Genomic DNA, 25,031 nt, shown 5'->3' with positions numbered 1-25,031 from the left:
GTGCACACAACACATTGCATGCACAGCCGGGTTCACACTGAAATCAGCGCTTGCCAGAGATCAGTAAAACGTCACTTGCCTTTTTTGAAGGCGGTGAACACATTGCTCATGGATTCGCGGGCTTCGTTGCTGAAGCTGGCCGGTGACACCATTTTCTTCAGGTTGTCGGCATCGGGGAACACCGCCTTGTCCTTGGCGATTTCGGGCTTGACGTTGGCCAGGCTGGCCTTGTTGGCGGTGGCGTAGCCCAGCTCGTTGGTCAGGGAGGCGGACACTTCAGGGCGCAGCGAGTAGTTGATGAAAGCCAGCGCATTGTTGGGATGCTTGGCATCCTTGGGAATGGCCAGGGTATCAAAGAAGATCAGGCCGCCGGTGCTGGGCAGCAGGGCCTCGACTTCGTTGCCGCTCTTGTTTTCGAGGGCGCGGCCGCGGGCGATGTTGATGTCGCCGGCCCAGGCCAGGGCCACGCAGGCCTTGCCGCCGGCCAGGTCGTCAATCATGGTGCTGGAGAACATGCGGATGTGCGGGCGCACCTTGGCCAGCATCTCGGCCGCCGCCTTGTGGTCGGCCGGGTCGTTGGAGTACGCGTTCTTGCCCAGGTAGTGCATGGCCGGCGGCAGCACTTCGGTGGGCGAGTCGAGGTAGGCGATGCCGCAGGACTTGAGCTTGGCGGTGTAGACCGGGTTGAACACCAGGTCCCAGGCGTTTTCCGGCATGGGGGTGGAACCCAGGGCCTTGGTGACCTTGGCCTTGTTGATGCCGACCGTGGTGAAGCTCCAGGCCCAGGGCACGAGGTAGGCATTGCCCGGGTCAATGGTGCCCAGCTTTTCCATGATGGCCGGGTCCAGGTTGCCGTAGTTGCCGATTTTGGTTTTGTCGAGCTTGGCGAGCAGGCCGCCGTCGATCTGCGGCTTGGCGAACACGGCGCCGGGCACGACGATGTCGTAGCCGGTGTTGCCGGCGACCAGCTTGGCGTGCAGGGCCTCGTTGTTCTCGAAGGTCTGGTAGTTGACCTTGATGCCGGTTTCCTTTTCGAAGTTGGCGACCATGTCCTTGGCGACGTAGTCAGGCCAGTTGTAAACATTGAGTACCTTTTCCTCGGCGGCCACGGGGGCCGGCGCGCTCGCGGCGGCGGCCGGGGCGGCGGCGGCAGGCGCTTCGTCTTTTTTACCGCAGGCGGTCAGTGCCGCAACCAGCATGGCCGAAAACGCCCAATACCCAAGATGCTTTTTCATAATGTCCTCAACTCCTCTTATAAAAACTTGGAAGTAAAAACCAGGAAACACTAGCAAAAATCAGACCGGAGCAATTGTATAAGAGGGCCGCAAGCGCGGGAACCTTTCTTGCCCGGGCTTTGCGGGAAGGCCGGCTGCCCGGCAAATCCGCCTACAGCGACACGGGGTGAACGGCACTAGGCACCCCGCGTGCCCCTCGTAGGCTGGGGGCAAGCTTTCACTTCCCTTCCGAAAGACACCCCCATGGGATTTTCCAGCTGGCTGGGCCGGGCCGCCATGAAACCCTTTGCCCACGCATTGCCTGTGATGGGCGACACAGAGCGCGCCGCGCTCGAAGCGGGTACTGTCGGCTTTGAAGGCCGGTTGTTCTCCGGACGGCCCGATTTTGACGCCCTGCTGGCCGCCGGGCCCAACGTGCTCAGCGCCGCGGAACAGGCCTTTCTGGACAAGGAAGTCACCACCCTGTGCGCCATGCTGGATGACTTTGCCATCGACCAGGCCGGGGACCTGCCCGCCGGGGTCTGGGCTTACCTGCGCGAACACCGCTTCTTCGGCATGATCATTCCCGAGGCGCATGGCGGGCTGGGCTTCAGCCACTATGCCCATGCCACCGTGGTGACGCGCATCGCCACGCTGAACATCTCCGCGGCCGTAACCGTCATGGTGCCCAACTCCCTGGGGCCGGCCGAACTGCTGCTGCGCTACGGCACGGATGCCCAGAAGCAGCACTACCTGCCGCGCCTGGCCGACGGCCGCGACCTGCCCTGCTTCGGGCTGACCTCGCCCTATGCGGGCTCCGATGCGGCTTCCATCCCCGACAGCGGCCTGCTGGTCGAGCGGGAGTTTGAAGGCCGGGTGGTACGCGGCTTCAGCCTGAACTTCTCCAAGCGCTATATCACCCTGGCGCCGGTGGCCACCGTCGTGGGCCTGGCCTTCAACGCCATCGACGAAAGCCTGCCCGAGGGCCAGCGCGAGCTGGGCATCACCTGCGCGCTGATCCCGGTGCCGCAGCCCGGCATGAACATAGGCCGGCGGCACCGGCCCATGGACGCGGCATTCATGAACGGCCCTATCGAAGGCCGCGAGGTCTTCATCCCCATGGACTGGGTCATAGGCGGTGAGGCCCGGGTCGGCCAGGGCTGGCGCATGCTCATGGAATGCCTGGCGGCCGGGCGAGCCATTTCGCTGCCGGCACTGGGCTCGGCCATGCAACAGACCGCGCTCTTCGTCGCCAATGGCTACGGCCAGGTGCGCGAGCAGTTCGGGCTCCCGATCGGGCGCTTCGACGCGATCGCCGGCGTGATCGCCGGCATGGCCTGCGAGCTTTATGCAACGGACGCCGCGCGCCGCTACACCGCCGCGGTGCTGGACCACGGCGAGCAGCCCAGTGTGGCCAGCGCCATCCTGAAAGTGCATTTGACCGAAGCCGGGCGCCGCGCCGTCAACCACGGCATGGACATCCTGGGCGGCAAGGGCATCATCCAGGGCCCTTCCAACCTGCTGTCCGTGGCCTACCGCGGCGCGCCGATTGCCATCACCGTGGAAGGCGCCAACATCCTGACCCGCTCGCTGATCATCTTCGGCCAGGGGGCCGTGCGCTGCCACCCTTATGTAATGAAGGAAATGCAGGCGGTGCGGGACAAGGACGCCCAGGCGCTGGGCGAAGCATTGATTGGCCACGTCGGACACGTGCTGCGCAGCTTCTGGTACAGCATCGCGGGCGCACCGCTGCGGGGAACGCCGCCCGCAGGCCTGGAAAAGGAAGCCCGGCTGATCGCCCGCCTGAGCAGCCAGTACGCGCTGACCTGCGACCTGGCCATGGGCTTGCTGGGCGGCAAGCTCAAGCGCATGGAATTGCTGTCGGCCCGGCTGGGCGACGTGCTGGCCCATCTTTACATGGCCAGCGCCTGCGTCTGGCGCTACGCGGTGGAAAAGGACGGCGACATGCTGCCGGTGGCCAAGGCCGCGATTCGCGTCCAGCTTGACGAAGCCGGTAATGCGCTGGAAGCGCTCTATGCCAACTTTCCATCGCCGCTGCGCCGCGTGGTGGGGGCCATGGTGCTCAACCGCAGCACGCGGCTGGCGCCGCTGCGGGATGTCCAGCTGCTGGACCTGGCCAGGCTGCTGCGCACCCAGCACGCGCTCATGCGGCGCCTGTGCTCCGACCTGGCCACGCCGGCCGGCGGCGGCTTGCGGGATTTAATGGATGCACTGGCCCTGGCCGAGCAACTGGGGGGAGAAACGGTGTCGCTCAACAAGGCCGTGCGCCGCAGCGCATCGATGCAGCGCGCCGCGCAGGCTTCAAGCCGCCCTGAGCTGGCCTTGGCCTACCTGCGCGCGGCGGACAAGGTCATCCAGGTCGACGATTTCGCGCCCTAGCCTGTTTTAAGCAAACAGGCCCTTGTACTGCTCACGCAGCAAATTCTTCTGCACCTTGCCCATGGTGTTGCGCGGCAGCTCGCTGACCACAAAACACTGCTTGGGAATCTTGAAGTTGGCCAGCCTGGACTTGAGTTCGCCCACAATCCGGCCGCCTTCCAGCGAAGCGCCGGGCTTGGCGATCACGACGGCAACACCCACTTCGCCGAAATCCGGGTGCGGCACGCCGACCAGGGCGCTTTCGGCCACGCCCGGCATGTCGTTGATATAGCCCTCGATCTCGGCCGGGTAGACGTTGTAGCCGCCGCTGATGATCAGGTCCTTGCTGCGGCCCACGATGACGATGTAGCCGCGCTCGTCGATCTTGCCGACGTCGCCGGTCTTAAAATAGCCGTCCGCCGTGAACTCTTCTTTGGTCTTTTCCGGCATGCGCCAGTAGCCCTTGAAGACATTCGGCCCCTTGACCTGGATGCCGCCAATCTCGCCGGCCGGCAGGGACTGCCCGTCATCGCCCTGCACGCGCAGGCTGACGCCCGGCAGCGCAAAGCCCACGGTGCCGCCGCGCCGCTCAGCGCCCTGGTAGGGGTTGGAGGTCAGCATCACGGTTTCGGACATGCCATAGCGCTCCAGAATCGTGTGGCCGGTTCGCTCCTTCCATTCGTTGAAGGTTTCGATCAGCAAGGGGGCCGATCCCGCGACAAAAAGCCGCATGTTACGGCAGGCCTCACGTGTCAGGCCGGCTTCGGCCAGCAGGCGCACATAGAGCGTGGGCACGCCCATGAACACCGTGGCCTCGGGCAGCTTGCTGACCACCAGCTTGGGGTCGAACTTCGCGAGCCAGATCATCTTGCTGCCGTTGATCAGCGCACCGTGGATGGCGACAAACAGGCCGTGCACATGAAAAATCGGCAAGGCGTGGATCAGCACGTCACCCTTCTTCCAGCCCCAGTAGTCCTTGAGCACCAGCGCGTTGCTCAGCATGTTGCCGTGCGTCAGCATGGCGCCCTTGCTGCGGCCCGTGGTGCCGCTGGTGTAAAGAATGGCGGCCAGGTCGTCGGCCTCCCTCTGCACGGGTTCATGCCGGTCGCTGCAATGCGCGGCACGCTCCAGCAGCGAGCCCGTGCGGTCGTCGTCCAGCGTGAAAACGTTGCGCGTGCCAGCCTTGAAGGCGATCTTGCTGACCCAGCCGAAGTTCTTGCTGCTGCATACCATCACCGAGGGCTCGGCATTGCCGATGAAGTACTCGATCTCGGCGCTTTGGTAGGCGGTGTTGAGCGGCAGGAACACATAACCGGCGCGCAAGGTCGCCAGGTACAGCATCATGGCTTCCACCGATTTTTCGACCTGCACCGCCACCCTGGCCCCCGCGGGCAAGCCCAGCGAGGCCAGCAGGTTGGCCATCATCGCGGTGCCGCGTTCAAGGTCGCGCCACGAATAGCGCAAGCCGTTGTCGGTTTCGACGGCGACGTCGTCCAGCGAGGAAGGAAAGGCGGCTCGCAGTGCCGCGAACAGGTTATGGTTTTTCATGGCTCAGGCTGTCAGTGGTCATAGATTCAGCGGCCCGGCCGTCAAACCGGGGCTGGCGTTTTTCAGTAAAGGCCGTCACGCCTTCCCGGTGTTCGGGCGAGGCAGCATAGCGGTAAGCGCTCGCTGCCAGGTCCGTCACGGCTTGCTCGCTGCCGGCCTGGGCCAACGCCCGCAAAGCCTGCTTGTTCAGCCTGGCGGCGCCGGGCGCCAGGGCGGCGCAGCGTTCCACGCAAGCCATGGCTGCGGCGCCCGCTTCGTGAGCCGGCAGTACCTGATTGAGGAAACCACGCTGCTTCATCTCGGCTGCGTCCAGCACGGCAGCCGACAGCAGCATTTCGCGCGCGGTCAGCTCGCCCGCCGCGCGCAGCACCAGCGCGGCTTCGCGCGGCGCCATCGGAAAGCCAAGCTTCGCGATGGGCGCGCCGAACTTCGCGCTGTCGCCCGCGATGCGGATATCGCAGCAGCTGGCGATCTCCAGGCCGGCGCCCATGCAGTTGCCGTCGATCTGCGCAACCATGGGCAGGTCGCAATCAAGCATGGCCCGCAAGCCGCCCCACACATCGCACTCGTGAAATTCACGCAGGGCGGATTCTTCAAACCGGAAGCCGGCGTATTCGGAAATGTCGCCTCCCGCGCAAAAATGCCCGCCCTCGCCCCGCACCAGCACGCAGCGCACATAGTCGGCCCGCTGCAGGCCTTCGAAGGCCGCGCGCAGCTCGCGCCACATGGCGCGGCTCATGGCATTAAATTTGCCCGGATGGGACAGGGTCACAAAGGCCAGGGAGCCCTTCACCTCGAGTAAAACAGCTCCAGCCATCAAGCGGTCATTCGAGTTTGGCGCCGGAGGCTTTCACCACGGCCGACCAGCGCTTGACCTCGCTGCTCACAAAAGCGCCGAACTGCTGCGGCGTGAGGTTGCCGAAGTCCGCGCCGTTGTTGGCCCAGATCGCCTTGAGTTCATCGGTGGTGGCGGCCTTGCGCAGGTCCTCGACGATGCGCGCCTGCACATCGGCCGGCGTGCCTTTGGGTGCCCACATGCCGTACCAGGTGGTCACGGTGTAGTCGGGCAGGCCCAGTTCGCCGGCGCAGGGCACATCCGGGAATGCCGGGTTGCGTTTGGTGCCGGACACCATAAGCGCTTTGATCCGTCCGCCCTTGATGTGGTTGGCCGAGGAACCCAGGCCGTCAAACATCATGTCGACATTGCCCGAGATCAAGTCCTGCAGCGCAGGGCCCGCGCCGCGATAGGGAATGTGGGTGATGAAGGTCTTGGTCTGCTGCTTGAACAGCTCACCGGCCAGGTGGTGCGAGGTGCCCGCGCCGGCCGATCCGTAGTTGTACTTGCCCGGTGCCTTGCGTACAGCTTCAAGGTAGGCCTTGAAATCGGGGAACGGCAGGTTGCGGGGGTTGACCACCAGCACCTGCGGCACGTTGGCCATCAGGGCCAGCGGCACAAAATCTTTCTCGATGTCGTAGTCGAGCTTGGGATACATCGAAGGCGCGATGGTGTGATGCACCGCGCCCATAAACAGCGTGTAGCCGTCGGGCTGGGCCCTGGCGGCAATGCTGGCCCCCAGCGTGCCGCCGGCGCCGCCGCGGTTGTCGATGATGAGCTGCTTGCCGGTCAGCTTCGCGAACTGGGCGGACAGGGGGCGGGCGAAGGCGTCAGTGCCGCCGCCCGCCGGGAAGGGCACGATCATCGTCACAGGCTTGGTGGGCCAGGCCGACTGGGCTTGGCTGCCGAAGGACAGTGTCGCGGCACCGGCGGCCGCGGCGCGCAAGATGTCGCGCCGGGAAGCCCGGGCATGAAAACTGAAAGTCATTGTTGTCTCCTGTCGTTGTCGAAATCAGAAAAAGCAAACCGGGAGTTCATGTGCAGCGAACCCGGCTTGCCGCCACCCCAATCCATTGAAGTACACGTTCTTAAGTACACATTCAAATGTACAAATCTTCGATGTCCCCTGACACGGGGATTTCCCCCTGTGCGAGCTGCGCGCGGTGCCTGTCCAGGCGCTTGAGGTCGTAGAGGTAATTCACCATGAGGCCGTAGGACTGCTTGAGCCCTTTCGGTGTGGGGTCGCCCGCCCAGTTGATGCGTTCTATGCGCGCGCCATTGCCCAGGTGAAAGCGCGCCACCGGATCCAGCGGCTTGCCCTCTTCCAGGGTCCGCCCAAGGTAGTGGGCGGCGCAGTGCAGCAGCATTTTGCGCACCGGCGATTTTTCGCTTAGCGCGAGCGGGTTCTCAATGGCCGTGAGCAAATGCCCGGCGCCGGGCGGCTCGAAGCCCACGGCCCGGCCCAGCGCCGTGAGTTCTTTTTCGCCCAGTTTTTCGAGCATGGCCCCGGCGTTCTTGCCCAGCCAATTGCGAAAACCCGGAATCGGCGAAAGCGTGGCAAAAGTCTTGAGCTTGGGAAATTCTTCCTTCAGCGTCTCGACCACGCGCTTGATCAGGGAGTCGCCGAAACTCACGCCGCGCAGCCCGGCCTGGGTGTTGCTGATCGAATAAAAGATGGCCGTGGTGGCGCGGCTCAGGTCCGAAGGCGCGGCCAGTTCGTCGAGCAGCGGCATGATGTCACCCGCGATCTGCTCGACCATGGCAACCTCCACGAAGATCAGCGGCACCTCGGGCAGGCGCGGGTGGAAAAAGCCGTAGCAGCGCCTGTCGCTGTCGAGCCGGTTCTTCACGTCGGCCCAGCCCTTGATGTCATGCACCGCTTCGTACTTGATGAGCTTTTCGATCAGCGAGGCCGGCGAATCCCAGGTGATGCGACGCAGGTCCAGAAATCCCACGTCGAACCAGGTGGAAAACATGTATTCCATTTCCACGTCCAGCGCCAGCAGGCGCTTGTCGGACTTGAGGCTGGGCTGCATCTCGGCCCGCATGTCGACCAGAAACTGGATACCGCCCGGGTAGACGCTGAAGCGCTGCAGCAGGCGCCGGCGCGGCGACACCGTGGCGCGCCGGTAACGCACCTCGGCCACCGCCTCCTCGGGCGTGCCCACCGCCGCCGCGAACTGCGCCTGCGCGGCCTTGACCTTTTGCGGGTTGGCGACGAATTGCTCGCTCATGAGCATCCACAGGTCGCGCCGGCGCGCCGCCGTGGCGCCCTCGTACCAGGCCGCGATGGCCATGGCGCGGCGCCCGCCCTCGACCTCGCTCACGCGCGGGTCGATGATGGCCTGCAGTTCCTGCAAGGTGCGGCGCAGCACGCGCGGCGACAGCGCCTCGTCTTTCTGGCTCAGCGTCGCCTGCAGCCGCTCATGCGTGCTGCGCGCGGGCAGGCTTGCGCCGGGCGCCGATTTTTTGGCTGCCGCCGGGGCGGCTTGCGCCGCCGCATTCCCCGCGGCGCCCTTGTCGCTGGTAAAGCGCGAGACGTTGCGGCTGAGCCACTCGGCGGCGCTCATGATGCCACCCTTGAGCGCTGGTTGCGGGCCAGTTCGCGCAGCGCTTCGCGCTGGCGTGTCAGGTGCGTGCGCATGGCGGCTTCCGCGCCTTCACTATCGCGGCTCTTGAGGGCGGCGAACACCGTCATGTGCTCCGACAGACTTTGCGCCAGCCGGCCCGGCGCGTGAAGCTGCTGCAGCCGCGCGAGCTTGAGGATTTTGCGCAGGTCGGCAATGGCCTGCGCGAGCCAGCGGTTGTCGGCCAGCAGGATGATGGCCTCGTGGATCGCGAAGTTGGTGGCGTAGTAGTCGTTGATGCGGCCGGCCGCCGCATGGCTGTTGAGGCGCTCGTGCAGGGTGGTCAGCGCCGCGAGGTCGGCGTCAGTCGCGTTGCGCGCCGCCTCGTAGGCGCAGCGCCCTTCCAGCAGCGCGATCACCGGGAAGATGTCGTCGAGGTCTTTTTCGGTCACTTCGTTGACGAAGCAGCCGCGCCGGGGCTCATGGCGCAGCAGCCCCTCCGAAGTCAGCACCTTGAGCGCCTCGCGCAGCGGCGTGCGCGAGATTTCCAGCCGCTCGCACAGCGCGACCTCATCCAGAAAGCTCCCGGGCGCCAGCTGGCCCGCGAAAATTTGCTCGCGCAGGGTATCGGCGACCTCCTGGTGCAGTGAATTCTGGACAAGACGCATGGCATGACCCTTTGACTGACCCGGCCCGCCGGCATGGCGAACCCCTGCTGAAAACCTGCTTTACCGCGGGTACTTTGACGCCTAATTCCGCGGTAATTTCAAGTAATTACGTGTAATTATGAGAAATAATCCAAACACCATCAAGAGCTTGTGCTTGAAAACGACAGGGGGAAACCCTAGTGGAGGCTTGCGGATTGCGGACGCGAACAGCATGCGCCGCCCCGGTAGCGCCCCTTGTGACGGTTTTGCCGGGCCTCAGGCCGGCTCAGCGCGTTTTGTCGCCCACACCCAGAGCCAGGCGCCGCCAATGATCATGGGAACGCAAAGCCATTGGCCCATGCTCATGCCCAGGGCCAGGATGCCGAGGAACTCGTCCGGCTCGCGGAAAAACTCGGCAATAAAGCGGAACACGCCGTAGCCCAGCAGGAAGGCGCCGGAGACCTGGCCCGTCTTGCGCGGCTTGCGCGCGTACAGCCACAGCAGCACGAACAGCAGCAGGCCCTCGAGCAGGAATTGGTAGACCTGCGAAGGATGGCGCGGCAGCGGGGAACCGCTGCCCGGGAACACCATGCCCCAGGGCAGGGCCGGGTCGCTGAAACGCCCCCACAGCTCACCGTTGATGAAGTTGCCGACACGCCCCGCCGCCAGCCCCGTGGGCACGCAAGGCGCCACAAAATCCATCACCTGCAGCCAGGGCCGCTGGCGCGAGCGCGCAAACCACCACTGCGAAGCCAGCACCCCCAGCATGCCGCCGTGAAAGCTCATGCCGCCTTGCCACACAAAAAAGATCTCCAGCGGATGCGACAGGTAGTAGCCGGGCTTGTAGAAAAGGCAATAACCGAGCCGCCCGCCTATCACCACTCCCATCACCCCCAGAAACAGCATGTCCTCAATATGCCTGCGCGACCAGGCCCCCGGCCCGGTGATGGAGGCAAAAGGCTGGTGCCGCAGCCGCCGCGTGGCCAGGAAGAAAAACAAGCCGAAGGCCGCCAGGTAGGTCAGGCCGTACCAGTGGATGCCCAACGGGCCGAGTTGGAGCGCGACAGGATTGATTTGCGGGTGGATAAGCATGGGCGGTATTTTGCACGCATGCCTCGTAGGAAAGGGCTTACGCGAAGACGGCATTGGATTAGACTGCCGGCAACACCGTCACGGATACCGCCCATGCGCAACGCCCTTCACCCTGCCCTTGCTTTCGGCCTGCTGGGCCTGTTCTTCATGCAGCCTGCCACCGCGCAGGTCTACCAATGCCTGGACGCGAACGGCAAAAAAATCTTTTCGCAAATACCTTGCGCGGCCCAAGGCGGCAGCGAAAAGCTCATCATGCAGGCGCCCACAAGGTCCGCCGCGCCCCCGATGCCGGCCGAGGGCGGGCCCTATGGCAATGGCGCTGCTGCTGCCGCTGCCGCGCCAAAAGACTGGGCGGCGGAAAACGCAGCCGCCGACGCGCGGGCGGCCGCGGACGCCTCCGCCAACACATCGCGCCAGGGCTCGTCCCCGGCACCGGGCGGCTTGCGCAAAGGCGCTGCCCAGGCCCCGCTCACCGACAAACAAATCATTGCCAACTGCGAGGCCAACCATGGCGCGCGCTGCAGCAGCCCCGGCGAAATAGCCCAGCGCAGGATGGAGCAGCGCGAACTCACCGCGTCGGAAAGACAGCAGCAGCAAAGCGCGGTGGCGGCGCGCCGGCAACGCGAACAGGACGAAGCCTTTTACCGGTCTACTCGCCGATAAAAGCCGCGAAGCGCGCGAGCGCCGGGTTGGCGCTGGCGACCGGCCAGACCAAGCTGGTCTCGCAGCCGGGTACCGCGACTGCCCCCCCCCGAGCCCCACCGCGCGCGGAAGGCCTGCCGGCCGGCAGGCTGCGGTACACCACGCCGGGCCGCTGGAATTGCCGCACGCTCTCGGGCACCCAGGCCACGCCCAGCCCGGCAGATACCAGGTTCACGATGGTCTGCATCTGGATGGCTTCCTGCGCGACCTGCGGCAATTGCCCGGCCGCGTGATACATCGCAAAAATCGCGTCGTAGAGCGAAGGAACGATGCGCCGCGGAAAAATCACCAGCGCCTGGTCCAACAGGTCCGCAAGGGTGAGTGCAGCCTTGTTTGCCAGCGGGTGCTGCTCGGGCAGCGCCACCACCAGCGGGTCCTGGCTGATGCGCCGGCAGGCCAAGCCGGGCGGCGCAAAACCAGGGGAATGCAGCATGAAGCCCGCGTCGATCTCGCCGCGCTCAAAGGCCTGCAATTGCACGTCGCCGGTCGCCTCCAGCAGTTCCAGCTGCACTTTCGGGTAGTGCTCGCGAAAAGCGCGCACCCAGCGCGGCAGCAACTCGAAACCCACCGTGGAGACAAAAGCCAGCCGCAAGCGCCCCGCCTCGCCGTCGGCGCTGGCGCGCGCATACGCCGGCAAGGCCTGGGCGCGCGCCAGCAGGTCGCGCGCCTCGGGCACCAGGGCGGCACCCGCCGCCGTGAGCTGCACGCTGCGCTTGGTGCGGTCGAACAACTTCAGGCCCAGCAAGGCCTCCAGCTGGGCAATGGCTTGGGTGAGCGGCGGCTGGGTCATGCTCAGGCGCAGCGCCGCGCGGCCGAAGTGCAATTCCTCGGCCACGGCCAGGAACTGGCGCCATAGGCGAAGCTCGATCAGGGGTGGTTTGCGGGACGCCGTGTGCACGGCATTGAGGGCATCATTCATATGCATTACATATTAATAGATCATAAATAATGGATTGGAAAGAATCAATCAAAGCACGCATACTCTGCATTCCTGAGTGCCACGGCGCAGCCCGGCCACACCCAAACAGACATCCACCACGAGACGCACCATGAACACCAAAACCGTCAACATCGTTGCCAACCCGCGCAGCAAAAACATCACCGAGGGCAAATCGCGCGCGCCCAACCGCTCCATGTACTACGCCATGGGTTACGAGGCCGACGATTTCAAAAAGCCCATGGTCGGCGTGGCCAACGGCCACAGCACCATCACGCCCTGCAACAGCGGCCTGCAAAAACTGGCGGATGCGGCGATTGCCGGCATCGAGGAGGCCGGCGGCAACGCCCAGGTCTTCGGCACGCCCACCATCTCCGACGGCATGGCCATGGGCACCGAAGGCATGAAATATTCGCTGGTGAGCCGCGAGGTGATCTCGGACTGCATCGAAACCTGTGTGCAGGGCCAGTGGATGGACGGCGTGCTGGTGGTCGGCGGCTGCGACAAGAACATGCCGGGCGGCCTGATGGGCATGCTGCGCGCTAACGTGCCTGCAATCTACGTTTACGGCGGCACCATCCTGCCGGGCAGCTACAAGGGCAAGGACCTCAACATCGTCAGCGTGTTCGAAGCCGTGGGTGAAAACGCCGCCGGCCGCATGAGCGACGAAGACCTGCTGGAGATCGAGCGCCGCGCCATCCCCGGCACCGGCAGTTGCGGCGGCATGTACACGGCCAATACCATGTCCAGCGCCTTCGAGGCCCTGGGTATTTCGCTGCCCTACTCCAGCACCATGGCCAATCCGCACGACGAGAAAATGAACTCGGCCAAGGAGTCGGCCAAGGTTCTGGTCGAGGCCATCAAAAAAGACATCAAACCGCGCGACATCGTCACCAAGAAGGCGATTGAAAACGCAGTCGCCGTGATCATGGCCACCGGCGGCTCCACCAACGCCGTGCTCCACTTCCTGGCCATCGCCCACGCGGCCGGCGTGGAATGGACGATCGACGACTTCGAGCGCGTGCGCCAGCGCACGCCGGTGCTGTGCGACCTCAAGCCCTCGGGCAAATACCTCGCTGTGGATCTGCACCGCGCCGGCGGCATTCCCCAGGTCATGAAAACACTGCTGGCCGCCGGCCTGCTGCATGGCGACTGCCTGACGATTTCCGGCCAGACCATTGCCGAGACGCTCAAGGACGTGCCCGACGTGCCTCGCGCCGACCAGGACGTGATCCGCCCCATCGACAAGCCCATGTACGCCCAGGGCCACCTGGCCATCCTCAAGGGCAACCTCTCGCCCGAGGGCTGCGTCGCCAAGATCACCGGCCTGAAAAACCCGGTCATGACCGGCCCGGCGCGCGTGTTTGACGACGAGCAGTCGGCCCTGGCCGCGATTCTGGCCGGCAAGATCAAGGCCGGCGACGTGATGGTGCTGCGCTACCTCGGCCCCAAGGGCGGGCCCGGCATGCCTGAAATGCTGGCCCCCACCGGCGCGCTGATAGGCGCCGGCCTCGGTGAAAGCGTGGGCCTGATCACCGACGGCCGCTTCTCCGGCGGCACCTGGGGCATGGTGGTCGGCCACGTCGCGCCAGAAGCCGCGGCCGGCGGCAACATCGCCTTCATCAACGAAGGCGACTCCATCACCATCGATTCCAAGCAGCTCTTGCTGCAGCTGAACATCAGCGATGCCGAACTGGCCAAACGCAAGGTCGGCTGGAAGGCTCCGGCGCCGCGTTACACCCGCGGCGTACAGGCCAAGTTTGCCTTCAATGCCTCCAGTGCCAGCAAGGGCGCGGTGCTGGACGACTATTGAACTGACCCCGGTCCACAGAAACGACAAGAGCCCGTGAAGTTACAGACTTCACGGGCTCTTTGCTTTGAACCGCCTCGCCGTTTGCGAACAGCGGATAAATTGGTGTGGTACCTTGAAGGAAGGATCTGCAGCCGCTCGGACCTACTTCTTCCTCTTTTTGGCCGAGAGCATACCCATGGCTTCACGCTGTTTTTCAATCCGGTCGTCCTTGCGCTTGGCCATCTTGTCGATTTCCCTGCGCTTGGTATAACCCGATGCATCGGCCCAGGCCCACCAGGCGACGGCCATTGCAAAGGGAGACAGCACGATGAACCAGTTCAAAGTGGCTACCGGCCCAATCTCCAGGTATTTAAGCAACAACGCGGCAATGCCCAGCAATAAAAAAAACATGAAATTTCTCCTGAATATGTCCACCTGCGCCAAGGGGTATCCCCTTGAAACAAGGGTCAACCGGCACCACTACAATCACGTTGATTGACTGTAACCGAATCCACAACTTCCCCCCACGAGGACAATCCATGAAACGCATTCTTTCGGTAATCGCTTTTGTGACCGCGGGTTTTGCCGTGTCGACGCCAGCCCTGGCCGACCTGCAATTGGCTACCGCCAAGAACTGCATGGCCTGCCACGCCATCGACAAGAAGCTGGTCGGCCCCTCCTACAAGGATGTCGCCGCCAAGTACGCCGGCCAGAAAGACGCCGCCGACAAGCTGGCCGCCAAAATCATCAAGGGCGGTTCCGGCGTCTGGGGCCCGGTCCCCATGCCCGCGAATGCGCAGGTCAACCCTGAAGAAGCCAAGAAACTGGCCGCCTGGGTCCTGGCAACCAAATAAGCGGCTCGCAAGCCCGCAAAAAAGCCCGTCGATGACGGGCTTTTTTCATTGGCGCCTCCAGCTACTGCTTTTCAGCCAATTGCTCCAGAATCGCCGGATTCTGTGGCCACATCACAGCTCCGCTGGCGCGGCTTCGCCGCCCTCGATCACTGTCTTTCCGACAGCTGATCGAGGATGGCGGGGTTTTGTGGCCACATCACATCGCTTTGCGATATGAGTGTCCCCTTCCCCCGCCACAGCTTCGCTGGCGCGGCTTCGCCGCCCTCGATCACTGTCTTTCCGACAGCTGATCGAGGATGGCGGGGTTTTCTAAAGTCGACGTGTCCTGCGTGATGGCCTCGCCCTTGGCGATGCCGCGCAGCAGGCGGCGCATGATCTTGCCGCTGCGTGTCTTGGGCAGGTTGTCGCCGAAGCGGATGTCCTTGGGCTTGGCGATGGGTCCGATTTCCTTGCCGACCCAATCGCGAAGTTCCTTGGCGATGGCCTTGGCCTCCTCGCCCGTGGGGCGCGCGCGCTTGAGCACCACGAAGGCCACGATGGCTTCGCCGGTCAGGTCGTCGGGCCGGCCCACGACGGCGGCTTCGGCCACCAGCGCGGAATGCGCCACCAGTGCCGATTCGATTTCCATGGTGCCCATGCGGTGGCCCGAGACGTTGAGCACGTCGTCAATGCGGCCGGTGATGCGGAAGTAGCCGTTGTCGGCGTTGCGCACCGCGCCGTCGCCGGCCAGGTAAATCGTGCCGCCCATTTCTTCGGGGAAATAGCTCTTCTTGAAACGCTCCGGATCGTTCCAGATGGTGCGGATCATGGACGGCCAGGGGCGTTTGACGACCAGCATGCCGCCCGAGCCGTTGGGCAGGTCCTTGCCGGTTTCATCGACGATGGCGGTCATGATGCCGGGCAGCGGCAGGGTGCAACTGCCGGGCACCAGCGGTGTGGCGCCGGGCAGCGGCGTGATCATGTGGCCGCCGGTTTCGGTTTGCCAGAAGGTGTCCACGATGGGGCAGCGCTCGCCGCCCACGTTTTTGTAGTACCACATCCAGGCTTCGGGATTGATGGGCTCGCCCACCGAGCCCAGGATGCGCAGGCTGCTGAGGTCGGAGCGCGCCGGGTGCACTTTCTCGTCGGCCTCGGCGGCCTTGATCAGCGAACGAATCGCCGTGGGCGCGGTGTAGAAAATCGTGACCTTGTGCTTTTCGATCATCTGCCAGAAGCGCCCGGCGTTCGGGAAGGTCGGGATGCCTTCAAAGATGATCTGCGTCGCGCCAGCGGCCAGCGGGCCGTAAGCCACATAGGTGTGGCCGGTGATCCAGCCGATGTCGGCCGTGCACCAGAACACGTCGGCGGGCTGGATGTCGAAGGTCCAGTCCATCGTGAGCTTGGCCCAGAGCAGGTAACCACCGGTGCTGTGCTGCACGCCCTTGGGTTTGCCGGTCGAGCCCGAGGTGTAAAGAATGAACAGCGGGTGCTCGGCACCGACGAATTCGGGTTCGCACACCGTCGCCGCCTTGGCAGTGATTTCGTGCATCAGGCTGTCGCGCCCGGCCACCATATTGCAGGCCGTGGCGGTGCGCTGGTAGACGATCACGTTTTTGATCGACTCGCAGCCGCCCATGGCGATGCCTTCGTCGACGATGGCCTTGAGCGGCAACTCCTTGCCGCCGCGCAGCTGGTAGTTGGCGGTGATGACGGCCACGGCGCCGGCGTCCTGGATGCGCTCCTGCAAACTCTTGGCCGAGAAGCCGCCGAATACGACGGAATGCGTGGCGCCTATGCGCGCGCAGGCCTGCATGGCCACCACGCCTTCGACCGTCATCGGCATGTAGATGATGACCCGGTCGCCCTTCTTGATGCCCGCGCCTTTCAGCGCGCTGGCGAACTGGCTGACCTTGGCGTGCAGTTCCTTGTAAGTGACGTTTGTGACCTTGCCGTCGTCGCTTTCGAAAATGATGGCCTTTTTGTTCTCGGTCGGCGTGCCCAGGTGGCGGTCCAGGCAGTTGTAGGAGGCGTTGAGCTCACCGTCGGCAAACCATTTGTAGAAGGGCGCCGCGGATTCGTCCAACGTCTTCGTGAAGGGCTTTTTCCAGCTGAGGTTGTCACGCGCCAGGCGCGCCCAGAAACCCTCAAAATCCTTTTCAGCCTCGGCGCACAAAGCCTGGTAGGCCGGCATGCCCGAAATGCGCGCGGCCTTCACGGTGGCGGCGGCGGGCGGAAAAATGCGGTTCTCCACCAGGGTTGATTCAATCGCGGAATTAGGGGCGCTCATTTGGCTTTGTCTCCTGTTTGTCACTGAATGCGTGGTACTGTCTTCTGCCGCACTTACAAGCCACTGACTGGCTTGAACCTTACAAATACATCAAATCCGGGGATGGCAGGCCGCCCTCTTACAATGCCGCAACCCTCCCAGCTTACGCCATCATGACTGAACCTACCCAAGCCCAACCCTCCGGAGAAATCTCCCCGCTGCGCCCGCTGCCCAACCTGATTTTCGCCAGCCGCTGGCTGCAGTTGCCGCTCTACCTGGGCCTGATCGCCGCGCAGGCGGTGTACGTGATGCACTTCCTGGTCGAATTGTGGCACCTGATAGAAGCCGCCTTCGGCAGCCAGGCCGCCCTGCAATCGCTGATCACCAGCATAGGCTACAAGACCGCCATACCCGTCGTGTCGCTCAACGAGACGGTCATCATGCTGGTGGTGCTGGCCCTGATCGACGTGGTCATGATCTCCAACCTGCTGATCATGGTCATCGTCGGCGGCTACGAAACCTTTGTGAGCCGCATGAACCTTGAAGGCCACCGCGACCAGCCGGAATGGCTGAGCCATGTGAACGCCTCGGTGCTCAAGGTCAAGCTGGCCACAGCCATCATCGGCATCAGTTCCATCCACCTGCTCAAGACCTTCATCAACGCCGACAACTACACCGACAAGGTCCTGATCGCGCAGACCGTGATCCACATCACCTTCCTGCTGTCGGCCATTGCGATCGCCTACACCGACAAGATCATGTCGGGCATCGCCGCGCAAAAGCACTGAGCCTCAGGCGGGCGTTTTCACCGCCTCCACGGCGCTGCTGCTGCGCAACAGCATCAGCGCGCCCAGCGCGCCGGACAGCAGCGAGCCGCAGAGCACCCCCAGCTTGAGCTGCGTTTCATAGGCGGCATCCTGGCCGGCAAAGGCCAGCGCGCCTATGAAGAGGCTCATGGTGAAACCCACGCCGCAGAGCAGGCAGACACCGAAAAACTGCCGCCAGCCGGCGCCTGCCGGCAGGCGCGCGCCGGCAAAGCGGATCAGCAGCCAGGACGCGCCGAACACACCTATCGCCTTGCCCACCAGCAGGCCCAGCGTGATGCCCATGGGCACGCTTTGCAGCAAGGTCGCCGGCGTCACGCCCTGCAGCGACACCCCGGCGTTGACAAAGGCGAACATGGGCAGCACCGCAAACGCCACCCAGGGATGCAGCGCGTGCTCGGCCGCCTTGAGCGGCGAGCCGCCCTTGCCGTCGGACAGCGGAATCGCCAGCGCGGTGACCACCCCGGCCAAGGTGGCGTGTATGCCCGATTTGTAGACAAAGAGCCAGATCACCAGCCCCACCGCGACATAAGGGCTTATCGCCATGACCTTCGCGCGGTTCAGGGCCAGCAGCACCAGCACGCCCGCGCCCGCGGCGGCCAGGGCCGACAAGGAAAGCTTGTCGGTATAGAAGAAGGCAATGATGAGGATGGCCCCCAGGTCGTCAATGATGGCGACGGCCGTCAAAAACACCTTGAGCGAAGCCGGCACCCGGCTACCCAGCAGCACCAGGATGCCCAGCGCGAACGCGATGTCGGTGGCCGCCGGAATGGCCCAGCCGCGCAGCGCGACGGGATTGCCGGCATTGATCGCCACATAGATGAGCGCCGGCGCCACCATGCCGCCCAGCGCCGCGCCCACCGGCAGCAGGGCCTGGCTGCGCGAAGCCAATTCGCCGTCCAGCAGCTCGCGCTTGATCTCCAGCCCCACCAGGAAAAAGAACACCGCCATCCACAGGTCGTTAACCCAATGCAGCAGCGACTTGGACAGCAGCAGCGCGTCGGAGCCCAGGCGCAGCTCGCCGGGCAGCTCCACAAAGCGCATATAGGCCTCGCTCCACGGCGAGTTGCTGGCGACCAGCGCCAGCACGGCCGCCAGCGCCAGCACCACGCCCGACAGCGACTGCGAGTTGATGAACTGGTTCAGCGTGCGGTGGACAAATTTGAGCATCGCCTATTGTCCCAGACACACAGACTCACGACCGTGTACTCCCCCACCAGCAGGGGCCGCGGAACTGGCTTTGCCAGGCCGCAGGCGCCGCCCCCTGCAAGGGGGGAAGGCGCTACACGAAGTGAGCGTCCGACGGGGGGGGGCCTACCTCCCCTGGACGGGGGTCAGACCATATTCCCGGGGACAACCCACTGGTCAAACTGCTCACCCGTGACAAAACCCGAGGCCAGCGCCGCATCGCGCAGGCTGCTGCCTTCCTTGTGCGCTTTTTTGGCGATGAAGGCGGCCTTGTCATAGCCGATATGGGTGTTCAGCGCCGTCACCAGCATCAGCGAGCGATCCACCAGTTCGGTGATGCGTTCGCGGTTCGGCTCGATGCCCACGGCGCAGTGGTCGTTGAAGCTCACCATGCCGTCGGCCAGCAGGCGCACGCTCTGCAAAAAGTTGTGCGCCACCATGGGCCTGAACACATTGAGCTCGAAGTTGCCCGAAGCGCCGCCGAAGTTGATGGCCACGTCGTTGCCGAACACCTGGGCCGCCAGCATGGTGACGGCTTCGCTCTGCGTCGGGTTGACCTTGCCCGGCATGATGGACGAGCCGGGTTCGTTTTCGGGAATGCTGAGCTCGCCGATGCCGCTGCGCGGGCCGCTGGCCAGCCAGCGCACGTCGTTGGCGATTTTCATCATGCTGGCCGCCAGGGTCTTGAGCGCGCCGTGCGCATGCACCAGGCCGTCGACCGACGCCAGCGCCTCGAACTTGTTGGGCGCCGTGACGAAAGGCAGGCCCGTGAGCGCGGCCAGCTCGGCCGCCACCTGCACAGCATAGCCCTTGGGCGCGTTCAGGCCAGTGCCGACGGCAGTGCCGCCCAGCGCCAGTTCGCACAGGTGCGGCAAGGCGGCGCGCACATGTTTTTCGCCGTGGTCCAGTTGCGCCACATAGCCCGAAAACTCCTGGCCCAGCGTGAGCGGCGTGGCGTCCTGCAAATGGGTGCGGCCAATCTTGACGATGCCGTCGAAGTCCTGGGCTTTTTTCGCCAGCGTGGCGCGCAGCTTCGCAATGGCCGGCAGCAGCTTGTGGGTCAGCGCCTCCACCGCGGCGACATGCATGGCGGTCGGGAAGACGTCATTGGAGGACTGGCTGCGGTTGACATCGTCGTTGGGGTGCACCAGCCGGCCTTCGCCGCGCTCGCCGCCCAGGATTTCGCTCGCGCGGTTGGCCAGCACCTCGTTGACGTTCATATTGGTCTGCGTGCCTGAACCGGTCTGCCAGACCACCAGCGGGAACTCGTCCGCATGCTGGCCCGCGATCACCTCGTCGGCCGCGGCCACGATGGCCTGGGTTTTTTTCTCGTCCTGCAGGCCCAGCGCGTGGTTGACCCTGGCCGACGAGCGCTTGACCTGGGCCAGCGCCTTGATGATCTCGCGCGGCTGCTGCTCGCCCGAGATGTCGAAGTTCTGCAGGGAACGCTGTGTCTGCGCGCCCCAGAGTTTGTCGGACGGCACCGCGATAGGGCCGAAGGTGTCGCGCTCGGTGCGCGTGCTGCTGCTTGTCGTCATGGAATGTCCTGCGCTGTCAAAAAAGGGGAAAACTGAAGTATGACCGCAGACGAGAAGAATTCTCATCTGAGGGGTTTTGCGAAGACGGATAATTGCAAGGTTTGCCCGAATTCCCCAAAACGACGACCCCCACCCCATCATGACCACGATCAAGCAAGCCGACCTCATAGAATCCGTAGCCGCCGCGCTGCAGTACATCAGCTACTACCACCCCACGGACTACATCGCCCACCTGGCGCGCGCTTACGAGCGCGAGCAAAGCCCGGCGGCCAAGGACGCGATCGCGCAGATCCTGACCAACAGCAAGATGAGCGCCACCGGCCAGCGCCCCATCTGCCAGGACACCGGCATCGTCAACGTGTTCCTCAAGATCGGCATGGACGTGCGCTGGGAAGGCTTTACCGGCAGCATTGACGACGCCGTCAACGAAGGCGTGCGCCGCGGCTACAACCACCCCGACAACACCCTCCGCGCCTCGGTCGTCGCCGACCCGCAGTTCGAGCGCAAGAACACCAAGGACAACACACCGGCCGTGATCTTCACCGAGCTGGTGCCCGGCGACAAGGTCGACGTCACCGTGGCCGCCAAGGGCGGCGGCAGCGAAAACAAAAGCAAGCTCGTGATGCTCAACCCCGGCGACTCGGTGGTCGACTGGGTGCTCAAGACCGTGCCCACCATGGGCGCCGGCTGGTGCCCGCCCGGCATGCTGGGCATAGGCATAGGCGGCACCGCCGAAAAAGCCGTGCTGATGGCCAAGGAAAGCCTGATGGACGACCTGGACATGTACGAACTGCAGGCCAAGTCGTCCTCGGGCGCCCCACTGAGCAAGACCGAAGAGCTGCGCCTGGAGCTGTTCGAGAAAGTCAACGCGCTGGGCATAGGCGCGCAAGGCCTAGGGGGCCTCACCACCGTGCTCGACATCAAGATCAAGATGTACCCCACACATGCGGCCAGCAAGCCGGTGGCCATGATCCCCAACTGCGCCGCCACGCGCCACGCCCACTTCGTGATGGACGGCAGCGGCCCGGTCTACCTGGACCCGCCTTCGCTGGACCTGTGGCCCAACGTGAACTGGGCACCCGACTACAACAAGAGCAAAAAGGTCAACCTCAACACGCTCACCAGGGAAGAAGTCGCCAGCTGGAAACCCGGCCAGACCCTGCTGCTCAACGGCAAGATGCTGACCGGCCGCGACGCCGCGCACAAGCGCATTCAGGGCATGCTGGCCAAGGGCGAAAAGCTGCCGGTCGATTTCACCAACCGTGTCATCTACTACGTCGGCCCGGTCGACCCGGTGCGCGACGAAGCCGTGGGCCCGGCCGGCCCGACCACCGCCACGCGCATGGACGGCTTCACGGAAATGATGCTGGCTGAAACCGGCCTGATCTCCATGATCGGCAAGTCCGAGCGCGGCCCGGTCGCCATCGAGGCCATCAAGAAACACAAGAGCGCCTACCTGATGGCCGTGGGCGGCGCCGCCTACCTCGTCAGCAAGGCCATCAAGACCGCCAAGGTGATCGGTTTCGCCGACCTGGGCATGGAAGCGATTTACGAATTCGACGTGGTCGACATGCCCGTGACCGTGGCGGTGGACTCGGGCGGCACCAGCGCCCACATCACCGGCCCGGCCGAATGGCAGAAAAAAATCGCCAGCGGCGAATTCAAAAACATTCCCGTCGCGGCGGCGTGAGCGAAGGACAGGCCGGCGCCGATCGGCCCGTCGGTGTTTTTGACAGCGGCGTGGGCGGCCTGAGCATCCTCAAGGCGCTGCGGGCGCAACTGCCCGCCGAGTCTTTCGTCTACCTGGCCGATGCGGGCTTTGCGCCCTATGGCGAACGCGGCGACGCTTTTGTCATAGAGCGCACGCGCGCCGTCGTGCACCAATTGCGCGACGAGCATGCAATCAAGGCGCTGGTGATCGCCTGCAACACCGCAACGGCGGCCGCCGCCCATCTTGTGCGCGCCGAGCACCCGGACCTGCCGCTGGTCGGCGTGGAGCCGGCACTCAAGCCGGCCGCCGCCTTGAGCAGGACAGGCCGCATAGGCGTGATGGCGACACACGGCACGGTGGCCAGCACCAAGCTGCGCACCCTGCACGACTCATTGAAAGGCCAGGCCGAGTTCATCCTGCAGCCCTGCGACGGGCTGGCCGATGCGATACAGAACCATGACCTTGCGCGGGTCCGCGCGCTGTGCGAGCAATACACGCGGGCGATGGGGCCCTTCGGCAGCCAGGCCGGCCAGATGGATACCCTGGTGCTGGGCTGCACGCATTACGCTTTCGCGTGGGACACGCTGCAGGCGCTGGTGGGCGCCGATGTCCGGCTGGTGGAAACCGGCGAACCTGTCGCGCGGCAGGCCCGCCGTCTGCTGCAGGCCGCCGGGCAGTTGCAGCCGGGCGATTTGCCCGGCCACACCACCTTGCTGACCACAGGCGCGCAAGAGGCGCTGCAGGCGGCCGCGCAACGCTGGCTGGGCCTGTAGTGCTATCGCGCCGGGTGCCGCTTATTGCGGCTTGAGGCCCACGTTGCGGGCCAGGGTGCGCCAGCGCTCGGACTCCGAGCGCAGGAAGCCGCGCAACTGGTCGCGCGAGGTGCCCTTCATTTCCACGCCCAGGGCCGACATGCGCTCCACCACCTTCAAATCCGACATCGCGGACAGCAGTTCCAGGCGAAGGCGCTCGGTGACTTCCAGCGGCGTGGTTGCCGGAGCAACCAATGCCCACCACTGGGCGACGTCCATGTTTTTCAGGCCGAGTTCGGTCATCGTCGGCAGCGAGCGCAGGATGGGAACGTCGGAGCGTTTGCGGCCCGTGACGGCCAGCGCCTTGACCTTGCCCGAAGCCATCAGGCTGGAGCCGGTTGCCAGCGTGGCGAAATAGGAACCCACCTGGCCGGCAGCCAGGTCCACCATGGCCGGCGCGCCACCGCGGTAAGGCACCATGTTGAACTTGATTTTGGTTTCCTGGGAGAACAGCTCGCCGACCAGGTGGCTGATCGATCCCGTGCCGCTGTTCGCCATGGCGGGCGGTCCGCCCTTGGTGTTCGCGGAGGTTTTCAGGAAGGTCTTGAAGTCGGTGACTTCAGGGCCGGTGAACAACACCATGGGCGAGGTGCCCACCAGCGTGATCGGCGTGAAGTCGCGCAGCATGTCGTAAGGCAGGTTGGCGACCACCGCGGGTGCGTACACATGGGACAGCTCGACGATCGCCAGCGTGTAGCCGTCGGGTGCCGACTTGGCGGCCTGGTCAATGCCGACGTGGCCCGCGCCGCCCGGCTTGTTGTCGACGATCACGGGCTGCTTCAAGCCGTCGCTCAGGCGCTGCGCAAGCACACGGGTGATGGCGTCAGTGCTGCCGCCGGCCGCCCAGGGAACGATGATCTTGATGGGTTTGTCGGGATAGGCGGCCCATGCGGGTGCGGCGCCAAGCGCCAGGGTGGCCGCGGAACCAGCAAGCAGCGTGCGCCGCTTGATGGGGAATTTTGAAACAGACATTAACTCTCACTCCTTGCATGTGTTCTCATACACGTCCAATGACCTCGGCCCATGCCGGGCATCACCAGCGTCCGGCAAGCGTACACCGTGGCGGTGCAAGTCCCGCATCTGTTCGCGCGATTGGCCTCTTCATGTGGCTTGCGTCCAACAATTTGTTACGGCCTCATGGTTACGAGAACCACGACCGCTATTGATTGGCGCAAGTGCTCTTGAGCAAGTAAGTAGAAAGTAGAACACCGGCAATTCGCCGGCGATGCGCTAGTCGCCCGGCATCGACCCTGCCCTGCCCGCAGGCGAGGCCGGGTCCGCCGCGCTGCGGATCAAACCGAGGTTGGCCTTGAGCATGTCGAAGACTTTGCGCGTGACCGGGTTGATGACATTCCTGCGGATGAACAGGTAATAGTCGAGGTCGGGCAGCCGCGGCAGGCCGTCGTTTTCACCGAGCACGCGCAGCTCGGGGCCCGCCGTTTCGATGCCGCGCGCGGTCACACCCAGGCCGGCGCGCAACGCGGCCTTGATGCCGATCAGGCTGGAAGCCGTGTAGTTGGGCGACCATGCGATGCCGGCCGCATCCAGCGCCTCGCGCGCCAGCCGGTGATACACGCTGGGCCCTTCCACGAGGATCAAGGGCACCGGCTTGGAGCGGTCGTGCACATAGTTGGCCGAACACAGCCACACCGTGGGCGAGGTGCGCAACACCACGCCGTCCAGCCCCGGATCGTTGCGGTTGGAAATACTCATGTCGATCTCGCCGCGCTTGAGCGACTCCATCAGGAAGGGGCTGCGCCCCACATGGATGTCCAGTTGCAGCAGCGGCGATACGCGCGCCACCTGCGCCAACAGCGTCGGCAGCAAGTTGTCGGCCACATCGTGCGGCGCGCCTATGCGCAGCACGCCCTCCAGGCTGCCCTGCTGCAGGCTGCGCAGCGCATCGTCGTTGATGGCCAGCAGGTGGCGCGCGTACTCGAGCAGCTTGTGCCCGTGCGGCGTCAGCCGCTTGCTGCGCCCCTGTTTTTCAAACAGCGGGTGGCCGATCTGGTCTTCCAGGCGCTGCATCTGCTGCGTTACCGCCGACTGCGTCTTGCCCAGCTGGACTGCGGCGCCGGCAAAGCTGTCCTGCTCGTCGATGGCGACCAGCGACCTCAGCAATTCCAGGTCAAGGGTTTTCATGCGA

21 protein-coding genes are annotated in these 25,031 nt (G+C 64.5%); 7 read left to right on the top strand and 14 right to left on the bottom strand.

What is annotated here, in order from left to right:
- Positions 1-71: 71 nt before the first annotated feature.
- Positions 72-1,235 (bottom strand): extracellular solute-binding protein, encoded by a 1,164-nt coding sequence (locus ACEN9P_RS20160; RefSeq protein WP_495620286.1) that lies wholly within the window; start codon positions 1,233-1,235, stop codon positions 72-74.
- Between the two features lie 243 nt (positions 1,236-1,478).
- Here ACEN9P_RS20160 and ACEN9P_RS20155 point away from each other — a divergent pair, with 243 nt between their 5' ends.
- A complete protein-coding gene (locus ACEN9P_RS20155) occupies positions 1,479-3,614 on the top strand; it encodes an acyl-CoA dehydrogenase (RefSeq protein ID WP_495620285.1) in 2,136 nt (711 codons plus the stop codon).
- Between the two features lie 6 nt (positions 3,615-3,620).
- Here the strand turns inward: ACEN9P_RS20155 and ACEN9P_RS20150 are convergent, their stop codons facing one another.
- From ACEN9P_RS20150 to lgt, 6 genes are all read right to left on the bottom strand, one after another.
- Entirely contained in the window at positions 3,621-5,141 is a 1,521-nt protein-coding gene (locus tag ACEN9P_RS20150; protein WP_495620284.1) for a malonate--CoA ligase, read from the bottom strand.
- The gene (locus ACEN9P_RS20145) at positions 5,128-5,958 is read right to left on the bottom strand and encodes an enoyl-CoA hydratase/isomerase family protein (protein WP_495620283.1); all 831 of its coding nucleotides are present in this window, start codon (positions 5,956-5,958) and stop codon (positions 5,128-5,130) included. Before ACEN9P_RS20145 ends, ACEN9P_RS20150 begins: the two co-directional genes overlap by 14 nt.
- A gap of 7 nt (positions 5,959-5,965) precedes the next feature.
- A complete protein-coding gene (locus ACEN9P_RS20140) occupies positions 5,966-6,964 on the bottom strand; it encodes a Bug family tripartite tricarboxylate transporter substrate binding protein (RefSeq protein WP_477663754.1) in 999 nt (332 codons plus the stop codon).
- A 112-nt stretch (positions 6,965-7,076) separates the two neighbouring features.
- A complete protein-coding gene (locus ACEN9P_RS20135) occupies positions 7,077-8,546 on the bottom strand; it encodes a malonyl-CoA decarboxylase domain-containing protein (protein WP_495620282.1) in 1,470 nt (489 codons plus the stop codon).
- On the bottom strand, positions 8,543-9,211 hold the full coding sequence (locus ACEN9P_RS20130; protein ID WP_477663756.1) for a GntR family transcriptional regulator: 669 nt from the start codon (positions 9,209-9,211) through the stop codon (positions 8,543-8,545). The genes ACEN9P_RS20135 and ACEN9P_RS20130 overlap by 4 nt, the downstream gene beginning before the upstream one ends.
- A 255-nt stretch (positions 9,212-9,466) precedes the next feature.
- Positions 9,467-10,282: a prolipoprotein diacylglyceryl transferase gene (gene lgt, locus ACEN9P_RS20125; RefSeq protein ID WP_495620281.1), complete on the bottom strand. Its 816-nt coding sequence runs from the start codon at positions 10,280-10,282 to the stop codon at positions 9,467-9,469.
- A 93-nt stretch (positions 10,283-10,375) separates the two neighbouring features.
- On the opposite strand from lgt, the gene ACEN9P_RS20120 reads away from it, so the two are divergent.
- Positions 10,376-10,945: a DUF4124 domain-containing protein gene (locus ACEN9P_RS20120; protein WP_495620280.1), complete on the top strand. Its 570-nt coding sequence runs from the start codon at positions 10,376-10,378 to the stop codon at positions 10,943-10,945.
- On the opposite strand, the gene ACEN9P_RS20115 is transcribed toward ACEN9P_RS20120, so the two are convergent.
- Complete coding sequence (locus ACEN9P_RS20115) at positions 10,932-11,903, bottom strand: LysR family transcriptional regulator (protein WP_495620279.1); 972 nt, start codon at positions 11,901-11,903, stop codon at positions 10,932-10,934. The two genes, ACEN9P_RS20120 and ACEN9P_RS20115, sit on opposite strands and share 14 nt — an antisense overlap.
- A 130-nt stretch (positions 11,904-12,033) precedes the next feature.
- Here ACEN9P_RS20115 and ilvD point away from each other — a divergent pair, with 130 nt between their 5' ends.
- Positions 12,034-13,734, top strand: a complete 1,701-nt coding sequence (gene ilvD, locus ACEN9P_RS20110) for a dihydroxy-acid dehydratase (protein WP_074575323.1) — start codon at positions 12,034-12,036, stop codon at positions 13,732-13,734.
- A gap of 141 nt (positions 13,735-13,875) precedes the next feature.
- Here the strand turns inward: ilvD and ACEN9P_RS20105 are convergent, their stop codons facing one another.
- Complete coding sequence (locus ACEN9P_RS20105) at positions 13,876-14,124, bottom strand: TIGR04438 family Trp-rich protein (RefSeq protein ID WP_413328417.1); 249 nt, start codon at positions 14,122-14,124, stop codon at positions 13,876-13,878.
- A 128-nt stretch (positions 14,125-14,252) separates the two neighbouring features.
- Here ACEN9P_RS20105 and ACEN9P_RS20100 point away from each other — a divergent pair, with 128 nt between their 5' ends.
- Positions 14,253-14,567 carry a c-type cytochrome gene (locus tag ACEN9P_RS20100; protein WP_477663761.1) on the top strand — a complete coding sequence of 105 codons (315 nt, stop codon included), beginning with the start codon at positions 14,253-14,255 and terminating at the stop codon, positions 14,565-14,567.
- Between the two features lie 268 nt (positions 14,568-14,835).
- Here the strand turns inward: ACEN9P_RS20100 and acs are convergent, their stop codons facing one another.
- Positions 14,836-16,833: an acetate--CoA ligase gene (gene acs, locus ACEN9P_RS20095; protein ID WP_495620278.1), complete on the bottom strand. Its 1,998-nt coding sequence runs from the start codon at positions 16,831-16,833 to the stop codon at positions 14,836-14,838.
- A gap of 152 nt (positions 16,834-16,985) precedes the next feature.
- Here acs and ACEN9P_RS20090 point away from each other — a divergent pair, with 152 nt between their 5' ends.
- On the top strand, positions 16,986-17,600 hold the full coding sequence (locus ACEN9P_RS20090; RefSeq protein WP_495620277.1) for a YqhA family protein: 615 nt from the start codon (positions 16,986-16,988) through the stop codon (positions 17,598-17,600).
- Between the two features lie 3 nt (positions 17,601-17,603).
- Here ACEN9P_RS20090 and nhaA read toward each other — a convergent pair whose 3' ends face one another.
- Complete coding sequence (nhaA, locus tag ACEN9P_RS20085; protein WP_495620276.1) at positions 17,604-18,806, bottom strand: Na+/H+ antiporter NhaA; 1,203 nt, start codon at positions 18,804-18,806, stop codon at positions 17,604-17,606.
- Positions 18,807-18,970: 164 nt separating this feature from the next.
- Positions 18,971-20,362, bottom strand: a complete 1,392-nt coding sequence (fumC, locus tag ACEN9P_RS20080) for a class II fumarate hydratase (protein WP_495620275.1) — start codon at positions 20,360-20,362, stop codon at positions 18,971-18,973.
- Positions 20,363-20,501: 139 nt separating this feature from the next.
- On the opposite strand from fumC, the gene ACEN9P_RS20075 reads away from it, so the two are divergent.
- Positions 20,502-22,052, top strand: a complete 1,551-nt coding sequence (locus tag ACEN9P_RS20075; protein WP_495620274.1) for a fumarate hydratase — start codon at positions 20,502-20,504, stop codon at positions 22,050-22,052.
- Positions 22,049-22,846, top strand: coding sequence for a glutamate racemase (gene murI / locus ACEN9P_RS20070; protein ID WP_495620273.1), 798 nt, complete (start codon positions 22,049-22,051; stop codon positions 22,844-22,846). The genes ACEN9P_RS20075 and murI overlap by 4 nt, the downstream gene beginning before the upstream one ends.
- Before the next feature lie 21 nt (positions 22,847-22,867).
- Here murI and ACEN9P_RS20065 read toward each other — a convergent pair whose 3' ends face one another.
- Positions 22,868-23,857: a Bug family tripartite tricarboxylate transporter substrate binding protein gene (locus ACEN9P_RS20065; RefSeq protein ID WP_477663768.1), complete on the bottom strand. Its 990-nt coding sequence runs from the start codon at positions 23,855-23,857 to the stop codon at positions 22,868-22,870.
- Between the two features lie 258 nt (positions 23,858-24,115).
- The gene (locus tag ACEN9P_RS20060) at positions 24,116-25,027 is read right to left on the bottom strand and encodes a LysR substrate-binding domain-containing protein (protein ID WP_477663769.1); all 912 of its coding nucleotides are present in this window, start codon (positions 25,025-25,027) and stop codon (positions 24,116-24,118) included.
- Positions 25,028-25,031: the final 4 nt, after the last annotated feature.

The sequence above is a fragment of the Polaromonas sp. Polasp52 genome (assembly GCF_059491565.1).
Note: the sequence above shows the minus strand (reverse complement) of the source record. Positions and strands in the feature narration are given on the sequence as shown.